Annotated in this window: 19 protein-coding genes and 1 pseudogene; 10 read left to right on the forward strand and 10 right to left on the reverse strand. The window is 61.0% G+C overall.

The annotated features are described in order from the left end of the window. Positions 1-71: 71 nt before the first annotated feature. Positions 72-926, reverse strand: coding sequence for a LuxR C-terminal-related transcriptional regulator (locus ACWFSR_RS10675; protein WP_197106223.1), 855 nt, complete (start codon positions 924-926; stop codon positions 72-74). A gap of 119 nt (positions 927-1045) precedes the next feature. Between ACWFSR_RS10675 and ACWFSR_RS10680 the strand changes: the two genes are divergently transcribed. The 3 genes from ACWFSR_RS10680 to ACWFSR_RS10690 are packed head-to-tail and all read left to right on the forward strand — an operon-like array spanning position 1046 to position 5136. Continuing rightward, positions 1046-3061, forward strand: coding sequence for an AMP-binding protein (locus ACWFSR_RS10680; RefSeq protein WP_197106224.1), 2016 nt, complete (start codon positions 1046-1048; stop codon positions 3059-3061). 51 nt (positions 3062-3112) lie between these two features. Next, positions 3113-3505 (forward strand): DUF485 domain-containing protein, encoded by a 393-nt coding sequence (locus tag ACWFSR_RS10685; protein WP_197123581.1) that lies wholly within the window; start codon positions 3113-3115, stop codon positions 3503-3505. Then, a complete protein-coding gene (locus tag ACWFSR_RS10690; protein ID WP_231599654.1) occupies positions 3502-5136 on the forward strand; it encodes a solute symporter family protein in 1635 nt (544 codons plus the stop codon). The genes ACWFSR_RS10685 and ACWFSR_RS10690 overlap by 4 nt, the downstream gene beginning before the upstream one ends. Before the next feature lie 92 nt (positions 5137-5228). Here ACWFSR_RS10690 and ACWFSR_RS10695 read toward each other — a convergent pair whose 3' ends face one another. The 3 genes from ACWFSR_RS10695 to galU form a co-directional block, all read right to left on the reverse strand. Beyond that, positions 5229-6167 (reverse strand): hypothetical protein, encoded by a 939-nt coding sequence (locus tag ACWFSR_RS10695; protein ID WP_197106226.1) that lies wholly within the window; start codon positions 6165-6167, stop codon positions 5229-5231. 136 nt (positions 6168-6303) lie between these two features. Then, positions 6304-6963, reverse strand: coding sequence for a GNAT family N-acetyltransferase (locus ACWFSR_RS10700; protein ID WP_197106227.1), 660 nt, complete (start codon positions 6961-6963; stop codon positions 6304-6306). Between the two features lie 3 nt (positions 6964-6966). Then, positions 6967-7857, reverse strand: a complete 891-nt coding sequence (galU, locus tag ACWFSR_RS10705) for a UTP--glucose-1-phosphate uridylyltransferase GalU (protein ID WP_197106228.1) — start codon at positions 7855-7857, stop codon at positions 6967-6969. A 38-nt stretch (positions 7858-7895) separates the two neighbouring features. On the opposite strand from galU, the gene ACWFSR_RS10710 reads away from it, so the two are divergent. Beyond that, complete coding sequence (locus ACWFSR_RS10710; RefSeq protein ID WP_197106229.1) at positions 7896-8486, forward strand: 5-formyltetrahydrofolate cyclo-ligase; 591 nt, start codon at positions 7896-7898, stop codon at positions 8484-8486. A 7-nt stretch (positions 8487-8493) separates the two neighbouring features. Further along, positions 8494-8634: pseudogene (locus ACWFSR_RS10715) on the forward strand (FmdB family zinc ribbon protein); the annotation flags it as partial. A 14-nt stretch (positions 8635-8648) separates the two neighbouring features. Here the strand turns inward: ACWFSR_RS10715 and ACWFSR_RS10720 are convergent. Then, positions 8649-8879, reverse strand: coding sequence for a hypothetical protein (locus ACWFSR_RS10720; RefSeq protein WP_447523460.1), 231 nt, complete (start codon positions 8877-8879; stop codon positions 8649-8651). Between ACWFSR_RS10720 and mscL the strand changes: the two genes are divergently transcribed. Further along, complete coding sequence (mscL, locus tag ACWFSR_RS10725; RefSeq protein ID WP_197109596.1) at positions 8878-9279, forward strand: large conductance mechanosensitive channel protein MscL; 402 nt, start codon at positions 8878-8880, stop codon at positions 9277-9279. The genes ACWFSR_RS10720 and mscL overlap by 2 nt on opposite strands. A 67-nt stretch (positions 9280-9346) precedes the next feature. Here the strand turns inward: mscL and ACWFSR_RS10730 are convergent, their stop codons facing one another. Next, entirely contained in the window at positions 9347-9595 is a 249-nt protein-coding gene (locus ACWFSR_RS10730) for a hypothetical protein (protein WP_197106232.1), read from the reverse strand. Beyond that, a complete protein-coding gene (locus tag ACWFSR_RS10735) occupies positions 9595-13392 on the reverse strand; it encodes a DEAD/DEAH box helicase (RefSeq protein WP_447522357.1) in 3798 nt (1265 codons plus the stop codon). The genes ACWFSR_RS10730 and ACWFSR_RS10735 overlap by 1 nt, the downstream gene beginning before the upstream one ends. Positions 13393-13507: 115 nt before the next feature. Here ACWFSR_RS10735 and ACWFSR_RS10740 point away from each other — a divergent pair, with 115 nt between their 5' ends. Further along, entirely contained in the window at positions 13508-14806 is a 1299-nt protein-coding gene (locus ACWFSR_RS10740) for a hypothetical protein (RefSeq protein ID WP_447522358.1), read from the forward strand. Positions 14807-14884: 78 nt separating this feature from the next. Here the strand turns inward: ACWFSR_RS10740 and ACWFSR_RS10745 are convergent, their stop codons facing one another. After that, positions 14885-15166 (reverse strand): iron-sulfur cluster assembly accessory protein, encoded by a 282-nt coding sequence (locus ACWFSR_RS10745; RefSeq protein WP_197106235.1) that lies wholly within the window; start codon positions 15164-15166, stop codon positions 14885-14887. A gap of 201 nt (positions 15167-15367) precedes the next feature. Between ACWFSR_RS10745 and nhaA the strand changes: the two genes are divergently transcribed. Together nhaA and pdxH are read left to right on the forward strand one after the other, a co-directional pair. Further along, positions 15368-16675 carry a Na+/H+ antiporter NhaA gene (gene nhaA / locus ACWFSR_RS10750; protein ID WP_307783814.1) on the forward strand — a complete coding sequence of 436 codons (1308 nt, stop codon included), beginning with the start codon at positions 15368-15370 and terminating at the stop codon, positions 16673-16675. A gap of 37 nt (positions 16676-16712) precedes the next feature. Then, the gene (gene pdxH / locus ACWFSR_RS10755) at positions 16713-17354 is read left to right on the forward strand and encodes a pyridoxamine 5'-phosphate oxidase (RefSeq protein ID WP_447522359.1); all 642 of its coding nucleotides are present in this window, start codon (positions 16713-16715) and stop codon (positions 17352-17354) included. A gap of 161 nt (positions 17355-17515) precedes the next feature. Here pdxH and ACWFSR_RS10760 read toward each other — a convergent pair whose 3' ends face one another. Both ACWFSR_RS10760 and ACWFSR_RS10765 read right to left on the reverse strand, forming a co-directional pair. Further along, positions 17516-18733, reverse strand: coding sequence for an ammonium transporter (locus tag ACWFSR_RS10760; protein WP_197106237.1), 1218 nt, complete (start codon positions 18731-18733; stop codon positions 17516-17518). Between the two features lie 224 nt (positions 18734-18957). Next, positions 18958-19854 (reverse strand): SDR family oxidoreductase, encoded by an 897-nt coding sequence (locus ACWFSR_RS10765; protein ID WP_197109591.1) that lies wholly within the window; start codon positions 19852-19854, stop codon positions 18958-18960. Between the two features lie 135 nt (positions 19855-19989). Between ACWFSR_RS10765 and ACWFSR_RS10770 the strand changes: the two genes are divergently transcribed. Further along, positions 19990-20286, forward strand: coding sequence for a hypothetical protein (locus tag ACWFSR_RS10770; protein WP_197109590.1), 297 nt, complete (start codon positions 19990-19992; stop codon positions 20284-20286). Positions 20287-20291: the final 5 nt, after the last annotated feature.

The following is a 20291-nucleotide window of genomic DNA, read 5'->3' on the forward strand; positions in this document are numbered from 1 at the left end:
CAGCATCAACGATATCACTCAGGAACGAGCGTTCGACACCTGAGATCGGCTGCCGGGGCACTCGGCCAGCCCTAGGGCATCAACCCGAGCTTGCGTGCGGTGGAGACGGCAGTGAAGCGTGACGACGCATCGAGCTTCTTCATGGCGCTCCCCAGGTATCCCTTAACCGTTTGTTCCGTGAGCGAGAGGAGTGCAGCAGTGCGCGCGTTGCTGTAGCCAAGCGCGACACATGAAAGCACATCCGTCTCTCGCGGCGATAGCTGCACGGTCGGGCGAGCCTGCGCAGCGTCAGCTCCACTGCACAGCGCTTCAGACATTCCGCGCCCGATGTCGCGAAGCTTTTGCCGCACCTCCCGATCCGAAACCGTGGCCGCAAGTTGGCGAAGCTGAGCGAACTGTTCCCGAAGGTGTTCCTCCGCGACCGGTGACAATCCGCCACCCTGATTCGAGCGCAGCGCCAGCATTCGACGCGTGACTTCGTCGCGAATGGCAAGCTCATTACCCAGAGCGGTAGCAATGGCCACTGCAGGTCGTGCCGCCGCAGTATCGGGCTCCACGAGGAAGTGCGAGCCGGCGTAGATGAGGCCCCGAAGCGTTCCCCCGGCAATGATCGGGATCGCCAAGAGTGACACGACGCCTTCGCCCAAGACAGCACCGTCATAGTCATGGGTAATGTCGGGCGAGTGCTCGTAGTCGCGAGTAAAACGTGGGCTGCGTTGAGCCATAGCTAGCCCACCAAGGCCGCGCTCTTTTCGCACTTTTAGACCATCGAGCTTGCCCGTTCGAGCACCGCTAAAAGCGTTGACGGTGAGCTCAATTCCCGAGGTGAGGCCGCCAAACGACAGGCTGAAACCAGTGCTCGCGGCGATCTCCCGAGTGGCCTGTTGGATCAAATCGAAGTCACTTGGTTCAGACATCTGCGTCATTGCGGATTCCCAACTTTCGGGGGTATTACGTGCTGTACGCCCCTCCGTAATCTGAGGCTAGCACGGGATTCTCCCGCCTCAACTGAGAATCCACATCAAGCATTTCAAAGGAGAAATCGATGTCAGATGCCCCTTCGCTCGAGCGAGTCTCGGCGCAGAGCACGATTGTGCGCTCGCGCCAGCAGAGCGGTTCTTTCGCTGAAATTCAGGAACACGCCACTCACGACCCGCACGGGTTTTGGCTCCAGCAAGCCTCCCGGGTTGAGTGGATAACCCCGCCAACGCTTTCCATTCCAACGCACGCCCACGAACCCGGAACCGACCAGGGCTGCTGGTTCGCCGACGGCACGCTCAATATGAGCGTCAATGCCCTCGACCGCCACGTTGCCGCCGGTCGAGGAGGCAACCCTGCTCTCATCACCGACTCCGCCATGACGGGCGAGCAACAAGTCCTCACCTACGCGGAACTGCTCGAACGCGTTCGCTCGTTCGCCGGCGCACTGCAGGAGCTCGGAGTCGGCGTTGGCGATCGTGTCTTGATCTACTTGCCAATGATCTCTGAGGCTGTTGTGGCGATGCTCGCGTGTGCACGCATCGGTGCCATCCACTCCGTCGTGTTTGGAGGGTTCGCCGCCAACGAATTGGCCGTTCGAATCAACGACGCCACGCCATCCGTGATCGTGACCGCGACGGGAGGCCTCGAGCCATCCCGCACCGTGGAGTACCTGCCGATCGTGCACCAAGCCATTGCGCTGAGCACCGGAAGCGTGCGCTACGTCGTGGTCAAAGAACGCCCGCACATCAACGGCGACATCGCCGAATACGCAACCGGCTCCACCGGCACCACCAGCGGAGGCTCTCTCGACGTGGCCTGGCTGGACTGGGATGAGCTTGAGGCCGCCGCTGTGCCGGCTGACGCCGTCGAAATGCGCGCTCAAGACCCGCTCTACATCCTCTACACCTCGGGCACCACCGGGAGCCCCAAAGGAGTCGTTCGCGATACCGGCGGTTACGCCGTGGCACTGCAGTGGGCAATGAGTCATATCTACGATGTCGGCAACGACAGCACGATCTTTACCGCTTCGGATGTCGGCTGGGTCGTTGGCCACTCCTTCATCGTCTACGGCCCATTACTGGCCGGCGCGGCCACCGTCTTGTACGAGGGCAAACCTATTGGCACCCCCGACGCAGGAACCTTCTGGCGCATCATCCAGGACTACAAAGTTGACGTGCTCTACACGGCCCCGACGGCGCTCCGCGCTATCCGCCGTGAAGACCCCGCGCTCGATGAGCTGGGAAAATATGACATCTCCAGCCTGCAAGCGGTGTATCTCGCGGGTGAGCGCCTCGATACTGAGACCTGGCACTGGGCCAACGACGGCATCCGTGTTCCCATCATCGACCACTGGTGGCAGACCGAGACGGGATGGCCAATCTGCGCAAATCCGCGCGGAGTTCAGCAGCTACCGGCTAAGGCGGGATCGACTGGCGTGCCGATGCCGGGCTTCCAACCCCGCATCCTCGACGGTGACGGCAACGATGTGACGACGCCGGGCACCGAGGGAAACATTGCTATCCAGTTGCCCCTACCTCCTGGCGCCCTCATGGGGCTTTGGGGCAGTCCGGAGCGGTTCGCGAGCTCCTACCTCGACGAGTTTCCCGGGTATTACGCCACGGGCGACGCGGGTTACTTTGATGACGACGGCTACCTCTTTGTCATGGGTCGCACCGACGACGTCATCAACGTGGCCGGACATCGCCTCTCGACAGGGTCGCTGGAGGAAGTGCTTTCGCAGCATCCGGATGTCGCTGAGTGCGCGGTTCTCGGATTGCACGACGAGCTGAAAGGCCAGCGGGCTGCTGGGTTCATCACGATGAAGCACGGCCGCAATCGCCTAGAGCATGACCTCGCCATCGAACTCGTGGCGCTGGTGCGCGAGGTCATCGGCCCGGTCGCCGCCTTCCGGGACGTGATGGTTGTCGAGCGGCTGCCCAAGACGCGCTCGGGCAAGATTCTTCGCAAAACTATTCGCCAGATCTTCGACGGCGACGAGGTGCGCATTCCTCCGACGATTGAAGACGTCACCGTGCTTGATGCGCTGTACACCGCTGCCGGACGCACTCGCTCCCCCTAGTTCCCGCTTCACCCATTCCCCTCTCAATTGTTTGTGGCAAGGAGGCCCCAAATGTCTGATGAAAGTTCCCCCACGAAAGATGTGCTCTCCCCGCCCGGCGAGACCGGCAACGCGCCGAGTGTGAAGCCGGGGCTCGATTATCAAGAGGAGGAGAAGGACCCCATGTTCATCGAACTCAAACGGCGACACCGCTCGTTTGTGTTCCCGCTCACGGTCTTCTTCCTCGTCTGGTATTTCACCTACGTGATCTTGGCCGCATACGCGCATGACTTCATGGCAACGCCCGTCTTCGGCGTCATCAACGTTGGATTGCTGCTCGGCTTCGGCCAGTTCATCACCACGTTCGCCATCACCATGACGTACGTATCGTTCGCTAATCGGCGGTTGGATCCGCTCGCCGCCCAGATCAGAGAAGATCTCGCAGCAAAGGAGTCTGCAGCATGATCGCCACCACCCTAGGAATGCTCGCCGCCGCGGCCGTTGATGCTGAGTCCCAGAGCAATCCGGTTCTCAACATCTCGATCTTCATCGGGTTCGTCGGAATTACGCTGTTCATCGTTATTCGCGCCAGCCGCAACAACGCGTCGGCGGCAGATTATTACGCGGGCGGTCGTTCGTTCACCGGACCGCAAAACGGGTTCGCCATTACCGGGGACTACCTCTCGGCGGCATCCTTTCTCGGCATTGTTGGCGCCATTGCGATCAATGGCTATGACGGTTTCTTGTACTCCATCGGCTTCTTGGTGGCGTGGCTGGTCGCCCTGCTCCTCGTAGCTGAACTCATGCGCAACACCGGCAAGTTCACGATGGCGGATGTACTTTCCTTCCGCCTGAAGCAGCGTCCGGTGAGAATGGCAGCAGCACTAACGACGCTCGCCGTCTGCTTCTTCTACTTGCTCGCTCAAATGGCCGGAGCTGGCGGTCTCGTCTCGCTGCTCCTCGGCATTGACGACAAGGTCGGTCAGTCCATCGTGGTCGCCATCGTCGGTGGACTCATGATCCTGTACGTGCTGATTGGCGGCATGAAGGGCACCACGTGGGTGCAGATCGTGAAAGCGTTCCTCCTCGTGGGCGCCGCAATCGCGATGGCGATCTGGGTGCTCGTGCTCAACGGGTTCGACCTGTCGCGCGTGCTGCAGAGCGCGGTCGACAACTCCGTGGCGACACCCGCTGACGCCATTTTGGCGCCGGGGCTCAAGTACGGCGCGAATCCGCTCGACTTCATCTCACTGTCGCTCGCCCTCGTGCTGGGCACGGCAGGCCTGCCTCACGTGCTCATGCGCTTCTACACGGTACCAACCGCCAAAGAAGCACGGCGCTCAGTCGTGTGGGCGATTTGGCTCATCGGCGGCTTCTACATCCTCACCCTCGTGTTGGGTTACGGTGCGGCAGCCCTCGTAGGTTCCGCAACGATCCTGGATGCTCCGGGCGGAGTGAACTCTGCGGCTCCACTACTGGCGCTGCAACTCGGCGGGCCACTGCTGCTTGGCTTCGTCTCGGCGATTGCGTTCGCCACCATCCTCGCGGTGGTGGCCGGGCTCACGATCACGGCAGCGGCGTCCTTCGCTCACGACATCTACTCCAACGTGATCAAGAAGGGCAAGGGAGACCCGGATGCGGAAGTCAAGATCGCTCGTCGCACCGTCGTCGTGATCGGTGTCCTCGCCGTCGCGGGAGGTATCGGTGTTCAAGGTCAGAACATTGCCTTCCTCGTAGCTCTCGCGTTCGCTGTTGCGGCAAGCGCGAACCTGCCCACGATCCTGTACTCCCTGTACTGGAAGCGGTTCAACACTCGCGGCGCAGTGTGGAGCATGGTTGGTGGCCTCTCGGCAGCGGTTCTGTTGATCGTGTTCTCGCCCGTCATGAGCGGAACACCGACATCAATGCTGGGTGAAGGCGTGAATTTCGCTATCTTCCCCCTTCAGAACCCCGGCATCGTCTCGATTCCACTCGGGTTCGCGCTCGGTTGGTTGGGGACGATCACGTCGCGTGAGAAGGAAGATCCGGCGCTTGCCGCCGAGATGGATGTGCGTTCACTCAGCGGTCACGGGGCTGAAACAGCGACAACACACTAGATCAGCGACGGGGCGTGTTGTGCGGAGAATCTCCGCACGGCACGCCCTATTGTTCTGCCCGGTGCCGAGCGGCGAATCAGGAGCGCGAGGTGCTAGCTCGCGCGACGACGAGCAAGCGCGGCGTCGAGGTCGAGCGAGTTGCCCGATTCTTCGACGATGCCCATCCCAGCGAAACGACTGGGGACGGATGCCACAACCGGAGTCTCCGCCGCGGCGGTCGCTGCACGCTCAGCATCACGCGCAAGTTCCCTTTCGCGAGTAGCCGAAGCCATCGCGACAGTGTTTGCGCGCAGAGCCTGTTCGGCGGATTCCGCCGCGGCCCGAAGCTCGCTGTCGATCTGCCCAGCGTGGCGGGCTGCCGCAACGGCTGATTCCGGTGCGTTGCTGCGGGTCAAGTACATGGGCTTCGGCACGGGAACCGGGGTCCAGCTGACCTTTGACGTGACGTCTTCGATGGGAGCTTCTGACGAAAGAACAACGCGACGGCGGGGTGCGGCGGTACGAACTCGTGGTGCACTGCTCTCGCGACGGCTGCGTGAGCGTTCTGCTAGCCGCGACAGCATCGCACTCGCACTAATACCCGCCATCGTGGCGGCGGCGAGAACGAGCCAGGTGCCAGAAATGATGGCGGCTCCGGCCGTGATGATCATGACGATCTGCACAGCAATAACGGCAACGCTCGCGAGGAGGACTGCTCCCGTGAAGGCGCGCGTGCGGCGCAAGCGTCGTGCGGAGAGGGCGAGAGCTTGCTCTCGAGTGGGTGGGGTAACGGCGCGACCGACCGCGACCGGTCCTTGGTTCACGCTTGCCTTGGCGAGTTCCGCCGCTTGCCGTGCAACAGCTTCGGCGCGCACCTCGTCCGGGATCTCTGAGGTCTGCGCGAGAATGCGGATTGTTTGCTGAAGTCGAACGGCATTTCGTTCGGTAGCCAAGTACTCGCGATTCTTGAACCAGTTCGGAACCAAGTACACGAGCCACAGCGCCGCAGCGAGCGCGATCATGACGCCGCCGCCGATGCTGGTGAGTTCCATGGCTATACGCTACGAGTATCCGTGCGTGTCGGGCTGTCGGCACGCGGTAGTGACGTGACAAGTTGCTGAGAGTCCCCCAGCAACAACGGCTACAGCGCGTTGATGTGCGCTCGCCGATGAGATGCGCGAGAGCGACTTAGCGCTGGGGAAGCGCCAAGGGGTGCGCGGCCCGCACACGGTCCTCGGCGGGAATGTGAGCATCCTGCTCGGGGGCGTTTCCTGATTTCCACCGTTGAAAGACTCCCTGAGGAAGCTCTTCGACCGTGAGCGCGAAACAGAAGTGATCACGCCAGTCGCCATCGATGTGGATGAAGCGGCGACGCAGTTGCTCGTAACGGAACCCCAGCTTCTCGACCACACGAAGGCTCGGCTCGTTCTCGGGCCGGATACAGATCTCCATGCGGTGAAGACCGAGCTGAAAAAAACAGTAATCGGTGGCGAGCGCTACCGCGGTTGGGGTGAGACCTTTGCCAGCGAAGCGTTCTGACACCCAGTACCCGAGGGATGCCGAAGCGAGCGACCCGTACGTGATGGACGACACGTTGAGTTGGCCAGCGACTACGCCGTCGTATTCAATGACGAACGGCAAACCGGTGCCAACGCGAGACTGTTGCAGTAGACCGCGGATGCTCGACTTCACGTCGAACGACGACGGACCAACCGGGCTGGTGGCCTCCCACTTGCGAAGCCACCCCCGGTTGTCACGGAGTTCTGTTTCTAACGCACGAGCGTCTCGCACCCGAATGGGCCGAATACTGATGTTTCCGTCGCCAAGCGTCGGAATGCCAAACGCCATCCGCTAGTCCAGTGTTGAGCTGAACTGCTTAAGCCACGGGCGCAGGTCAGGGCCCAGGTCGTCGCGCTCAACAGCAAGCTGCACGATGGCCTTGATGTAGTCGAGACGGTCACCAGTGTCATAACGACGGCCGCGGAACACGACGCCGTAAACGCCACCGGCTATATCGTTCTCTGCCATCTCCTGCAGGGCATCCGTCAATTGGATTTCGCCGCCCTTGCCGGGATCGGTGCGCTCAAGAACCTCGAAGATTTCTGGCCTCAACACGTAGCGGCCGATGATGGCGAGGTTGGAGAGCGCCGTGCCCTGAGCCGGCTTCTCGACGAGTCCGGTGATGTGCACAACATCGGGATCATCGGTGGGTTCCACTGTCGCGATGCCATACATGTGGCTTTGCGCGGGGTCGACCTCCATGAGAGCAATGATGGTCGCGTTGCGGCCCTCTTGCTCCTCGAGCATGCGGGAGAGCAGAACGTCGCGGTCGTCGATGAGGTCGTCACCGAGCAATACGGCGAACGGTTCGTGACCCACATGCATTTTGGCGCGGAGAACGGCGTGGCCGAGACCGCGCGGGTCACCTTGACGTACGTAGTGCATGTCGGCGAGGTCGTTAGAGAACTCGACCTTGGATAGCCGGTCAGTGTCGCCCTTTTGCTGGAGCGTCGACTCCAACTCGGTCATTCGATCGAAATGGTTTTCAAGAGCGTTTTTGTTACGCCCAGTGATCATCAACACGTCAGTGAGGCCAGCGGCAACCGCCTCCTCTACGACATATTGGATGGCCGGTTTATCTACAACCGGCAACATCTCCTTCGGCATAGCTTTCGTTGCCGGGAGAAATCGTGTGCCCAGACCTGCAGCAGGAATAACCGCTTTAGTAATCTTCGTAGCCATAGGTACAGCGTAGTCGGCCAGTCTCGTAGAATGCTTATATGACCGACGACGTCAGTCACGATAAACGTGCACTCCGGGCCGAATTACGCGAACGCCGACGCATCTGCACCGCCAAAGAGCGGGAAGAATTTAACACTGGTGTAACAGAGCACCTCATCGAGCTCACTCAGAGACTCGGATCTACCTCGATCGCCGCCTACCTTTCCACCACCGACGAACCAGAAACCCGCGGATTCTTGCACTGGGCCTGCGAACACGACATCACCGTGCTGCTTCCCATCTCGCGCGCCGACGGTCTGCTCGACTGGGCTCCCTACGACGGCGAAGATGAAGACCAGGACCTCATCGGGATGCCAGCGCCTACGAGCGACGTGCTCGGCCCGATCGCCATCAATGATGTCGACCTCATCATCGTGCCTGCGGCATCCGTGGATCGTTCCGGCATGCGCATGGGCTGGGGGCGCGGCTATTTCGACAAGACCCTCGGCTCCATGGAGACCAAGCCGCCCGTCTACGCCGTGATCTTCGACAGCGAATTTGTGGATGAAGTTCCCACCGAAATTCATGACCAACCAGTAAACGGCATAGTTACCCCCACGGGAATTGTGACCATCACCGAGCACAACTAAGGATCTCGTGCCTACCTATTCCTACCGCTGCACCGAGTGCGACAACGCGTTCGATATTCAGCAATCGTTCACCGACGACTCGCTCACGGTGTGCCCCGCCTGCCAAGGCAAACTGCGCAAGATCTTTTCCGCCGTCGGAGTCACCTTCAACGGCTCTGGTTTCTACCGCAACGATTCGCGTTCCACCACGAGTTCGAGCGACTCAAGCTCCGGCTCCTCGGGCTCCAGCTCCTCGAGCTCACAACCGTCATCGTCGGAGACATCCGGCTCAAGTTCGAGTGATTCAGGGTCGTCGAGCTCGTCGACTTCTTCCACTACTTCTTCGTCATCTTCTTCATCATCGGCCGCTAAAGCGTCATAGTTGACGTATCCCCTACTAAAAGGAGCCCCCATGTTAAGCGGATTCAAAGAATTTATTCTGCGTGGCAATGTCATTGACTTAGCCGTAGCAGTCGTCATTGGCGCTGCGTTCACGGCAGTCGTCAACACCATTGTCGAAGCGGTTTTCAACCCGCTCATCGGCGCCCTGTTTAGTGCAGAGTCACTGGCGACAGCACTCCCGGTCGAGGTTGGCACCAGCGGGGCAGTGATCTATTTCGGCGCGGTCATCGCGGCGATCATCCAGTTCGTGCTCGTCGCAGCCGTCGTGTACTTCGCCATCGTTGCCCCGATGAACTACGCCAACAAGCTCGCGAACGCGCGCAAGCCGGTCGTTATTGAACCTGAAGCCGGCCCCACCGAAGCAGAATTGCTTCTGCAGATTCGCGACCTGCTCGCTAAGCAAAACAGCTAGCGCACCGCAGCTCGCAGCTCGCAGCTACCGCTGTAGCTCACACACTATCGGCGAGCGGCCAAGGCACTTACCCCCAATGCGGAGGTTTGTCGCCCTTGAGCCGCTCGTCGTTTTCGTTAACCTGATGCCGTTCCGGTTCAGCAGGCGGATGCGGATCTGACCCCGCCGGCGGAGCCGTCGTCACGCGGCGACGCTTCGTGGGCTTCGCGCGCGGCTCGCCCGACTGCTCGGCTTCCGCCGCACTGCACTGCTCGCCCTCAGACGCTCGATCGCTCGCCGGTGCGCCCGACTGCTCGGGATGGGTGCTGTTTGCCATTACTGCTGCGGACGGGTGGCGGGGATGATCGTGATGGGCTCGGTCGTGGGAGCAGGTTCTGCTCCGAGCATCCGGGCTACCTTGTCGGCAACCTGATCGGGGTCGCTGAAGAGTTCGAACGCGTGCACCCGCAAGTAGTGCCAGCCGAGACGACGTAGCAACTCAGGACGCAATCGCAGCGATTCGCGCAGGCTTGATTCGTGAACCATAGCGTCGGTCTCGATGGTGCCACAGCGACCACCGCGCGAGGCGACGAGGCCGAGCTTGCCACGGTGCCCGAGCGAAACCCGCAGTCCGCGAGCTTCGAGGCGGCGAGCGAGGTCAACGAGCATGGGGTCGCTGTCGTCGGGCACAGGAACTTCAGCAAAGCGGGCATCCACTTCGTCGAGCACTTCAGCCAGAGCAACAGCGCCGTGCTTCATGCGCCCGTCGTCGAGGTCTTCTGAGCGGAACGATGTGACGATTTCGAGCGAACGACGTGCCCGCGTCATCGCGACAGCAAGCAGGCGCTCTCCCCCGGGCTCACCAAGCGAACCGAAGTCGGAGAGCACGCGACCGTGTGGTGTGCGGCCATATCCAATGGAGAAAATAACGCGGTCGCGGCTTTGCGCCACAGCCTGATCAATCGTGGTGACCGTAAACGGTTCGGCACGATCGCCGATGATGACATCGAGCAGTTCCGGGCGACGACGGCTGACGGCATCCAACACCGCCTGCATGACACGAACAGAATGCACGGGGCTTGCCGTGATGACCATGAGCGACTCTTGCGGACGCTTGGTGGCGTGGTCGAGAACGAGTTCGACAACGCGAGAGACTTCGGCGTCAGGGCTTTCAACAGCGCCAGAGTCAGGGTCGGGCATTCCAATTCCGTCAGCGACGTAGCTGACAGCGAGGCTGCCGTGACCGAGGAAACTTCCCGCCCAGGGCAGCGACTCGATCTGGCCGTCATAGAAACGACGGTTGACCAGTTCGGCGAGCTCTTCACCGCCGGGGCGGTAGCTGCGCGTGAGAGTGAGGGTCGGCAGCAAGCCGCTGAGTTTCGCGAAAGCAGAGTCGTCAACGAGTGCTTCGCGCGTTTCGTCGTCAACGAGCGGTGCAGCATCGCCGGTCGCATCGCGCACCGCCGTCTCGAACGGTGTCGGCGATTGGATGACAGGGTCGCCAATAACGACGACTTGCTTCGAGCGGCGGATTGCTCCGGCCGCTTCGGCGACCGTCACAGCACCGGCGTCAACCAGCACGACGGTATCGAACGGCATGGTGTCGACAACCGAATCGATTTCGTAGGGCGAAGCAAGCCACACGGGCGCAATGGTGCGCGACAAGTGGGGTGCCGAGGTTTGCACGTCGAAGGACGTGAGTCGTTCCTTGGCGAGAGCGCGCTTGAGAGCACTAGCCTCATCGGGCCAGTCGACGAGACCGATCTTCCAGTTTTCGGCGATCTGCCACGAGAGCTGCTTGGCATTGGCAGAAGCGTGAGCTTCATCGACGAGACGGAAATCGGCTTCGAGACGGTCGACAACACTCGTGTTGGCGTTGAGCAGCGCACGGTCAACTTCGAGCATGGAATCGAGAGCCGACTTCCACCACGACAGTTCGAGTTCTGCCGCCACTTGATCTTCAGGAACATGGCGCTGAGCCAAATCTTCGATCAGCGGGTTCAGCTTGAGGTCACGCAAACTGCCCATGAGAGCGGTGCGCTCCTGCAGGTTGTTGAGCACATCAGATTCGGCCGCGAGCGACTCGACCTTCTCGATCAAGAACGGGATCGGAAGGCTCGAGAGGTTCATGTGCGAGTCAGCGATGCCCAGCGGGATGTCGAGGGCTGCGAGATCGTCGGAAACCTGCTGGTACGACCGCTGCACTTCACCGATTCCCACGGGAACGGCTGGGCTCGCGCCTTCGGCCACGAAACGGTGCCACAGCACCCGCTGCTTCTGGATGCGCTTGAGAGCGCCGTGCATGTCGGGCACGCGAACGCCGGGGCGAACGTATTCGAGGGCAAGCTTCTTGAGACGGCGACGGTTCGCGCTCGTCATGTCAGGAAAATCGCGACGCGGAGCAGTAGCGGCAATCAGCTCAGTGATGGCACGGTCGAACACGGTCGGCACGAAGCGGTCAAGCGTTTCGCGAAGATCAACGAGCAGCCGCAAGTAGACGCCAAGCTCATCGATGCTCTGGAACGGACGCATGCGGGTGTTCGAGACAAGACGGTTAGCGACATCCAGCAGCGACGACAACTGCTCGTTCGCACGCTGAGCAATACCGTGGGCCTTAAGAGCTTCTCCCCCATTAGCGAACTGGGCGCCATACCAGGGTGAATCTCCGGGACCGTATTTGAATTCGCCGAGCTTGGCGGCAGCAATAATCACGCCGGTGGCTGCGCTGCGATCCTTCGCGAGCTTCTCCACTGCCTCCCGCGACAAACGAGCGGTCGTGGACGGCGGTGTCGGCAACAGCGCCAAACGGCTGAGTTCTGAGACGCAATCGAGCACCGAGACACCAAGCACACCGTCGGCAACCGACATGGACTCGCGGTAGTCGAGCATGATCTTGCGCAAACGCAGCAGGGCGTCATCCACGTCTTCGATCTGTGGACGGCTGGCCTTCTCGCTGCGAGAAATGGAACGGATGATGTCGCGGCGAAGCGTGCGCGGTGCGACCGAGAGACCCGGCAGCCCGATGTCAGCGAAGCGGTCAGCGATCGATTGCAGCGATGCACGACGCGGGCTGACCACGAGAACACGCTTGTTCTGAGCAACAAGGGCACCCACCGCGTTCACGATAGTTTGCGTGCCACCGGTGCCGGGCAGAGTGCGAACGACGAGAGAGTTGCCTGCCTCGATTTGGGCAATCACATTCTCTTGTTCGGCATCCGCATCAAGCAGAAGATTGTCGGTCTGCGGCGAGCGCTCATCAGCGGAGAGAGCGGGAACCGGCGCATAACCTTCCTTGATCGTCCAGGCGGCAGCAGTGTTGCCGGCAAGCGCATCCAGGATGGGGTGTTTGAGGTCAGCGGCGTCGTCGGCCAGACCGTGAGCGACGTCCGCGAAAGACGACACCACGAGACGCGGGCTCACCGAGAAGTTATCGAGGTGCGAGGTCAAACCGCGCAACCGGTCAATAACCGGGTTCGGCTTGAAGGTGCCGTCGGCATCGGCGAGCGCGACAAACGATTCAGCATCGAGCCGCAAATGGAACTGTTCATCAAGAGCGCGGGCAAGCGCAGGGTTCAAGAAGGCGGCACCACGAAGTTTGAGTTCAAAGTCACGACCGTGACGGCGAATAGCGAGCGGGCGCAGCAAGACGGGGCCGCAGAATTCGACATCATCGTGGGTCCAGCGAGCGATACCGATTCCCAGGTGCACCGAGTCAATGCCGCGGGCAGTTGCCAGCTCAAGGCCCTTCGCGGCGACAGCCCCAGCGGCTGTCTTCGCCGAGCGCAGGGCGACATCATCGCGAATCAGACTCGACAACAGAGTGCGCTTACCGGTGATGAACTGGGCAAGACCACCGGGATGCGTCGTCGAAAGATCGACTCGCGTGCGAGGCGAATCAACGAAGTGGATGAGAGGCGAACGCCCACCCAGTTCTGACAATTGCGAACGCCACAGCGTCCACGTGGGCTCTGCAACGTTTCCGGCCATAATGTTCGGCTCACCAAAACTCAGCGTGTGAGGCGCTGTTACTTGAACGTGGGCGTGAGCGTGCTCGTTTTCGCCGTCGTCAACGTCATGGTCGCCCGAATCTGGGTCGACCGTGAAATCATCGGAAACTCTATCTGCACGCCACACACCGCCACCTTAAGCGAGTTACCTCCAGAAAGCGTGCAACAACCACGAGTTTCGCCAGACTCACCCGGTAGCCCCACCCCCAGTTCTCGCGACAAACCGCCCTAGAATACGGTGCATGGTGCCTCATGCCCTGCCCTTCCTCGTCGCCACCGACACCGCCGAACTCCTGCGCGGCACCACGATCGCCGTCGCCACTGTCGTCGTGCTCGTGCTGGCGATCGGGGTTATCGCTTTCATCGTCTTGTTTCGTCGCGGAGGCGACCGCGGCATCCGGGGAACGTCGTCGCAGTCGGCCTTGGAATCTCGCGCGGCCAGTCTGTTGGTGACGCTGGATGATCGGGTGCGCGAGGCCGACTACGAACTCGGTTTTGCGGTGGCCCAGTTCGGCGCCGCAGCCTCCCGCGACTTTGCGAGTGCTCTTGCCGAAGCGCGCGGCCAGCTCACAGAAGCCTTTCGACTCGGCCAGCAGCGTGACGACGTCTCCGCGACGGCCGACCATGTGCGCCGCCGCATCACCTTGCAGATGACAGCCCTGTGCGAACAGGCACTCGCGAAGCTCGATCGCTTCGATACCGCCTTCGCTGAGCGGCGTCGGAGCGAGGTAGGCGCAGCGGAGACAGAACAGCAATTGCGAGCCCGATTGACGGCTGTGCGGTTGCGGCAGACCACGGCGCAGGACACAGTCGCGGAGCTCGCAACCACCTACGTGGAGTCAGCGGTGAAAGCTGCACGTCACCACCTCGATACAGCGAGCACCACCCTCGATGAGAGCGAGACAGCACTGGATGCCGCAGCGCCCGGCATCAGCCCCACCGGCGTCAATGCGGTCACCGACACCCTTCGCGCCGCCGCCACTGCTCTTCATCGTGCCGATCGCGCCGTGTCTGCTGCCGAGAGCGCCGTCAACGAACTAGCCCAAGCCGACGCTGCGGTGACTCGGATGCGCGCGGACAGCGCGAGCGACCTGCTCGAAGCGCGGGTGGCACGAGAAACTGCTCCCGATCCGACGAGTGGAGCGCGCATTGTGACTGCAATCGCTGCCAACGAAAGGGCGCTCGAGCAGACGGCACCGGCATCCGGAGTTCTTCATGATCCGTTTGAGCAGTTGGCCCTGCTCGGGGATGCTGCTGCTGAGCTGGATACGGCTCTTGCGACGGCGCGTAACCAGCAACAGCGGTTTGAACACGCACGCGCTGCCTACCAAGGGACTCTGGTGGCGGCGCGGAGTCAGATCTCCGTCGTGCACGAACTCGTGGGACGCAGCGGCGCAAGTGCGCGCGCCCGCACTCGACTAGCAGAGGCGGAGCGCCAGCTAATGATCGCTGAAGCCGAGACTGATCCGGTTGAAGCATTGGATGCTATTCGCCGGTCGGTTACTCATGCTCGAGATGCTGACGCTCTCGCCCGCTACTAGGTACAGAATTCATTCGACCGCGCGCCGACGAATTCTGGTCTAGCTACGATCTGGTCTAGCTACAAAAGTAGTAACTAGTTACGCGTTGTCGACGATGGCGAAGTTCACTGCGCCGTTCTCGCCCACGCTGGCATCGAGCGTCTTGTCGCTCAATGCGACCGAGGCGTTCTCTTCAAGAAAAACGCGGGCGCCGTCAGCTTCGACGACAGAGTCGCCAGCCTCGGGTGCCGCAACGACGGCAACGGTGAGGTTAGGGGCACCAGGTTCCCCGTTGATGCGGAGGCCCGAGGCTTCCGTATTGGGGTCCTGCTCGACGATCGTCTTGACGACCGTGGTGGCTGTTTCGGTGAGGGTGAGCATATGTTCGTCCTTCCAGGTTCAGCGAGATGAAACCCCCACGCTTCCTTAGTGAGTGGCCGTCAGCAAGCCTGAGGCGTGATTCTGAGACAACTCCCATGGTCAGTGGAGCGCATGGTCAGGCCCGCGGCCTTTCCGTGCACTCCCTCAGGCGCACAACCGGTAGAATTGCGAGCGGAGTGCCGGGAAGTCTGGTCGGCGATTGTGTCGGCGACCCCGCTGACGAACCTCAACGTCTGGAATTTTGTGACCACATCCGTCAAGAAACTGAGCCCCCGCAAGCGAGTACGCCGGTGGGTCACCATGGAGACCACCAGCGGTGTGCTGCTGATGGTTGCCGCAGCGATCGCCCTCATCTGGGCCAATTCGCCGTGGCGTGACGGCTATGCAGCTCTTGCCGAGACCACCATCGGCCCTGAGGCTCTTCACCTGAATCTCTCGCTGGCCACCTGGGCGGCAGACGGCCTGCTCGCGATCTTCTTCTTCGTGGTTGGCGTCGAGCTCAAGCAGGAGCTTGTTGCTGGCAGCCTGCGCAAACCGCGCGAAGCCGCCGTTCCTGTCTTTGCTGCAATCGGCGGGATGCTCTTTCCCGCGCTACTCTTCACGCTGATCATCCTCGTTTCGGGTGACTCGACTGCGCTCGGAGGCTGGGCGATTCCCACCGCCACCGACATTGCGTTCGCCCTCGCAGTGCTCGCGATCTTCGGTCGCGGACTCCCCCGCGCCCTGCGCACCTTCCTGCTCACAATGGCTGTCGTCGACGACCTGCTCGCGATCATCATCATTGCCCTCTTCTACACAGAGAGCATCGACCTCCTCTCGCTGCTGTTCTCACTCATCGCGATCGTGCTCTTCGGCTTCGTGGTTCGCTCACGCAAGCCTCGCTGGTGGCTGCTGGTTCCCCTTGCGCTCGTTGCCTGGGCATTCATGCACGATTCCGGAGTTCACGCGACTATCGCAGGCGTCGTTCTCGGCTTCACCGTTCCAGCGAAACTCATCCACGGAGAGAAAGACACTCGCACGCACGCGTTCGACGATGCGGTCCGCCCCACGTCATCCGGAATCGCGCTGCCCGTCTTCGCCTTCTTCGCCGCCGGAGTTTCCCTCGGTGGTGACGGTGAAAGCGTCAGCGACGTAATTGTGCAGCCCGTTGTCGCTGCCATCATCGTCGGGCTGGTGGTCGGAAAGATCATCGGAGTGCTCGGCACGACCGCTCTCATCACCAAGGTGACAAAGTTCCGTCTCGCCGACTCGATCGGATTGCGAGACCTGTTGCCCATCGGATTCCTCACGGGAATCGGCTTCACTGTCTCCCTGCTCATCGCAGAGCTCTCCTTCCCCGACAGCGAACACACCACTGGTGCAAAACTTGCCATTCTCATCGGCACGGGACTCGCGGCGATCCTCGCCGCGATCAGCCTCCGCTGGGATTCTCGACTCGCTCGCAAGCGCGACATGAACGAGGACGGCATCCCCGACCGCAACAAGGCCCTCATCGAAGACGAGGACTAACCAGCGCGCACCCCGCACGCTGTCGAAAGGATGCACCGTGTCCGACCCTTTGAGCACCCACACCGACTACGGCCAGCTGCCGCTCAATGATTCGGACGTGCTCGCTGACCCCATAGAGCAGTTCCGCCTCTGGCTAGCCAATGCCAGCGAAGCGAATGTCTACGAACCCAATGCGATGGTGCTGTCGACCGTTGACGCCGACGGCTCCCCCAGTAGCCGCACCGTGCTGCTGCGCGCCATCGACAACACCGGATTCGAGTTCTTTACGAACTACAGTTCCATCAAGGGCCGCGCGCTGCTGGCGAATCCCGCCACGGCGCTCGTCTTCCCCTGGTATTCGATCCACCGGCAAGTGCTCGTGCAAGGAACCGCTCGGCCTGTCGCTGCTGCCCTTTCTGACGCGTACTTCGCCACGCGACCGCGAGGTAGTCAGATCGCGGCGCACGCCAGCGAACAATCGCAACCCCTCGCATCCCGGGCCGTGCTTGAAGCCCGTGTGATCGAGCTCGAGGCTGAGTTCGAAGGCCGCGACGTGCCCCGACCAGAAGACTGGGGTGGCTTTGTCGTTGAGCCCTCGACGATCGAGTTCTGGCAGGGCCGCAGCTCCCGCCTCCACGACCGCGTGCGCTTCACGCGTGCCGCCTCTGGCGAATGGAAGCGGATGCGGTTGCAGCCGTAACCTGCCTCGACGAGGCGCACGCCTACCTCCGTGTACGCGCACGCGCACGACGAAACCCCGCTTCCCCTGGCATGGACCAGAGGGCGCGGGGTTTGTTCGTTAACCACCAAAAGAGGGACACAGTTGCGATAACAACTGTGCCCCTCCCGAGGTTGTGGGTTCTACTTAGCCGATACAGTTTCCTGCGTCGACAGTGCATAACCCGACTCGCCGTGGACGGCGAGGTCGATACCAGCAATTTCTTCTTCCGAAGTAACGCGGAATCCGATGGTCTTCTGAATCGCGGTTCCGATCAACCAGGACATTACGAAGGAGAAGATTGCTACGGCGAGCACGCTGATCGTCTGAACGGCGAGCTGTCCTGCATCTCCACCAGTGAAGAGTCCGGTGTCGGTGGCGAAGAAGCCAAGGTAGATGGTTCCGATGACGCCGGCGACGAGGTGGAGTCCCACTACGTCGAGCGAGTCATCGAAGCCGAGGTTGTACTTGAGCTCGATAGCGAGAGCACACACGGCACCGGCGACAAGACCGAGAACCAAGGCCCAACCAGGCGTCAGGTTTGCACAAGCGGGGGTGATGGCAACGAGACCAGCAACAACACCCGATACGGCGCCAACTGCGGTGGCCTTACCCGTGCGGAGCTTCTCAACAACGATCCAACCGAGGATTGCTGCGGCAGGAGCGGCGAGCGTGTTGAACACGATCAGGCCGGCCTCGTCTGGATCGCTAGACGCACCAGCGTTGAATCCGAACCAACCGAACCAGAGCAGTGCTGCACCGATAAGGACGAGAGGAACGTTGTGAGGCTGGGTGATGTTCTTGTTGAAACCAACACGCTTGCCGAGCACCAGGGCGAGTCCGAGAGCAGCTGCACCAGCGTTGATGTGAACGGCGGTACCACCGGCGTAGTCGATAACTGCAGGAAGGCCACCGAGGCTATCTCCGAGGTTCTGGATCCAGCCACCGCCCCATACCCATGCAGCAACGGGGAAGTAAACGAGCGTTGCCCACACACCGGTGTAGATCATCCAGGGTCCGAAGCGAGCACGGTCTGCGATGGCACCGGAGATAAGTGCGGTGGTGATGATGGCGAAGGTTCCACCGAATGCAACAACGAGGAGGTCAGAGCCGGCGACGCCTTCTTGACCGAAGTTGCTGAACGGGTTGCCGGCGAACGACCACACCGATCCGTCGATCGAGCTCATGTTTGCACCGATGAGGATCCAGAGAACGGCAACAAGGCCGAGCGATCCGAAGCTCATCATCATCATGCTGACTACTGACTTCTCTTTTACGAGTCCACCGTAAAAGAATGCCAAACCGGGGGTCATGAGCAGCACTAATGCAGTGCTAATGAGTACCCATACGACTGTATCCATCTCAACCTCTTTCGCTTTGTGCGCCCTGTGCACACGGATGCTTTTGCGGATTGTCAGTGAGTGTCGGGTTATTCCACTCCCACTGACCCGCACGACAAAGCATCCCGTCTTAGCGTTTCGTTAGACCCTCAGTTATGTTTCGGGAACGTTAAACGTGACCGTTGGGTGTTACGTAAAGGTTTCAAGAAGCCAAACGTATTCGGTGAATCCAGCCGTGCACGTGGCTAAGGCGTCGGAATTCCACCATTCGCGTTGAGGGTTTCGCCGATGACATAGCTCGATTCAGCCGATGCTAGGAACACGTACGCTGGCGCCATTTCAGCGGGCTGACCGACTCGCCCCAGAGGGGTATCGTGCCCGAAGCTGGCGATTTTCTCCTGAGGCTGTCCATCTGACACCTGCAACGGTGTCCAGACTGGCCCCGGAGCAACCGCGTTGACTCGAATACCGCGTTCAGCCAGCTGAGCCGCTGTTGCCTTCGTGAACGAATTGATCGCGGCCTTCGTCGAGGCGTAATCGACAAGCACCGGTGATGGCTTGTAGGCCTGAACGGAAGTGGTGTTGATAATTGTGGAGCCCGCCGGCAAATGTTCGAGTGCGGCCTTGGTGATCCAGAACATTGCATAGACATTTGTCTTGAACGTCTGATCGAATGCCTCGTCGGTGAGATCTTCGAGCTTGGTGCAAAAGACCTGTTTTCCCGCATTGTTCACGAGAGTATCGAGGCCGCCCAGTTTTTCAGCGGCGTCTGCGACGAGGGTGCGGCAAGCTTCCGCGTTCGAAATGTCGCCAGGGAAGAGGTGTGCCTGCTGACCGGCATCCCGGATATAGCCGGCAATGCGCTCGGCATCGCTCTGTTCGCTCGGGAGATAGGAGAGGGCAATATCGGCTCCTTCTCGCGCGAACGCAATAGCGACAGCGCCCCCGATTCCCGAGTCGGCACCCGTAATGAGAGCCCGGCGGCCCGAAAGGCGGCCGCTGCCACGATAACTGTCTTCGCCAAGGTCAGCGAGCGGCTTCAACTCTGAGTCAAGACCCGGTTCCGGCTGATGCTGCTTCGGAGGCGAAACCTTCTCGAAGCGAGTGGTTGGATCAACGAAGGTGTATTGGTCGTGTGCCATGGTCTCCCTTTTCTCACAAGTGGCTAGCGCGGTGGCGCCACTCTCACTGTAGAAAAGAATTACTCAGCATCCCCTCAATTCCATCGAACCATGATGCTTTTCCCAGCGAGCACAGAGAGAACGTAGAGTTGGCGGATGCACGACGACGCGCCAGCAGGCATGCCCGACAACGCCACTCCCCCAGCGAAGCCCTCCCTTGTGAAGGCACGCATCCGCCAACTCACCACTCCGTGGTGGCGACTGGTGTGGCTCATCGGCGGGCTCATCTGGGCCGTGGTGTTCAACGTCATCTATGTAAACACTGGCGGAGATCAAGAATGGTGGGGCGTCGCATCCGTGGTGCCCATTGCCCTGCTGCTTGTCGACGTGTTGCGCATCGAACGCCTCGAGCGTGCTGCTGAGCAGAAACGCCAAGCAGCGCTCAAGAAGTAGACCGC

Source organism: Salinibacterium sp. NYA9b, assembly GCF_976973725.1.

Bases quoted from the DNA above. Each gene is read 5' to 3' on its own strand.
- ACWFSR_RS10675 (WP_197106223.1), bottom strand. From the start codon at position 926: ATGACGCAGATGTCTGAACCAAGTGACTTCGATTTGATCCAACAGGCC.
- ACWFSR_RS10680 (WP_197106224.1), top strand. From the start codon at position 1,046: ATGTCAGATGCCCCTTCGCTCGAGCGAGTCTCGGCGCAGAGCACGATT.
- ACWFSR_RS10685 (WP_197123581.1), top strand. From the start codon at position 3,113: ATGTCTGATGAAAGTTCCCCCACGAAAGATGTGCTCTCCCCGCCCGGC.
- ACWFSR_RS10690 (WP_231599654.1), top strand. From the start codon at position 3,502: ATGATCGCCACCACCCTAGGAATGCTCGCCGCCGCGGCCGTTGATGCT.
- ACWFSR_RS10695 (WP_197106226.1), bottom strand. From the start codon at position 6,167: ATGGAACTCACCAGCATCGGCGGCGGCGTCATGATCGCGCTCGCTGCG.
- ACWFSR_RS10700 (WP_197106227.1), bottom strand. From the start codon at position 6,963: ATGGCGTTTGGCATTCCGACGCTTGGCGACGGAAACATCAGTATTCGG.
- galU (WP_197106228.1), bottom strand. From the start codon at position 7,857: ATGGCTACGAAGATTACTAAAGCGGTTATTCCTGCTGCAGGTCTGGGC.
- ACWFSR_RS10710 (WP_197106229.1), top strand. From the start codon at position 7,896: ATGACCGACGACGTCAGTCACGATAAACGTGCACTCCGGGCCGAATTA.
- mscL (WP_197109596.1), top strand. From the start codon at position 8,878: ATGTTAAGCGGATTCAAAGAATTTATTCTGCGTGGCAATGTCATTGAC.
- ACWFSR_RS10720 (WP_447523460.1), bottom strand. From the start codon at position 8,879: ATGGGGGCTCCTTTTAGTAGGGGATACGTCAACTATGACGCTTTAGCG.
- ACWFSR_RS10730 (WP_197106232.1), bottom strand. From the start codon at position 9,595: ATGGCAAACAGCACCCATCCCGAGCAGTCGGGCGCACCGGCGAGCGAT.
- ACWFSR_RS10740 (WP_447522358.1), top strand. From the start codon at position 13,508: ATGGTGCCTCATGCCCTGCCCTTCCTCGTCGCCACCGACACCGCCGAA.
- ACWFSR_RS10745 (WP_197106235.1), bottom strand. From the start codon at position 15,166: ATGCTCACCCTCACCGAAACAGCCACCACGGTCGTCAAGACGATCGTC.
- ACWFSR_RS10760 (WP_197106237.1), bottom strand. From the start codon at position 18,733: ATGGATACAGTCGTATGGGTACTCATTAGCACTGCATTAGTGCTGCTC.
- ACWFSR_RS10765 (WP_197109591.1), bottom strand. From the start codon at position 19,854: ATGGCACACGACCAATACACCTTCGTTGATCCAACCACTCGCTTCGAG.
- ACWFSR_RS10770 (WP_197109590.1), top strand. From the start codon at position 19,990: ATGCACGACGACGCGCCAGCAGGCATGCCCGACAACGCCACTCCCCCA.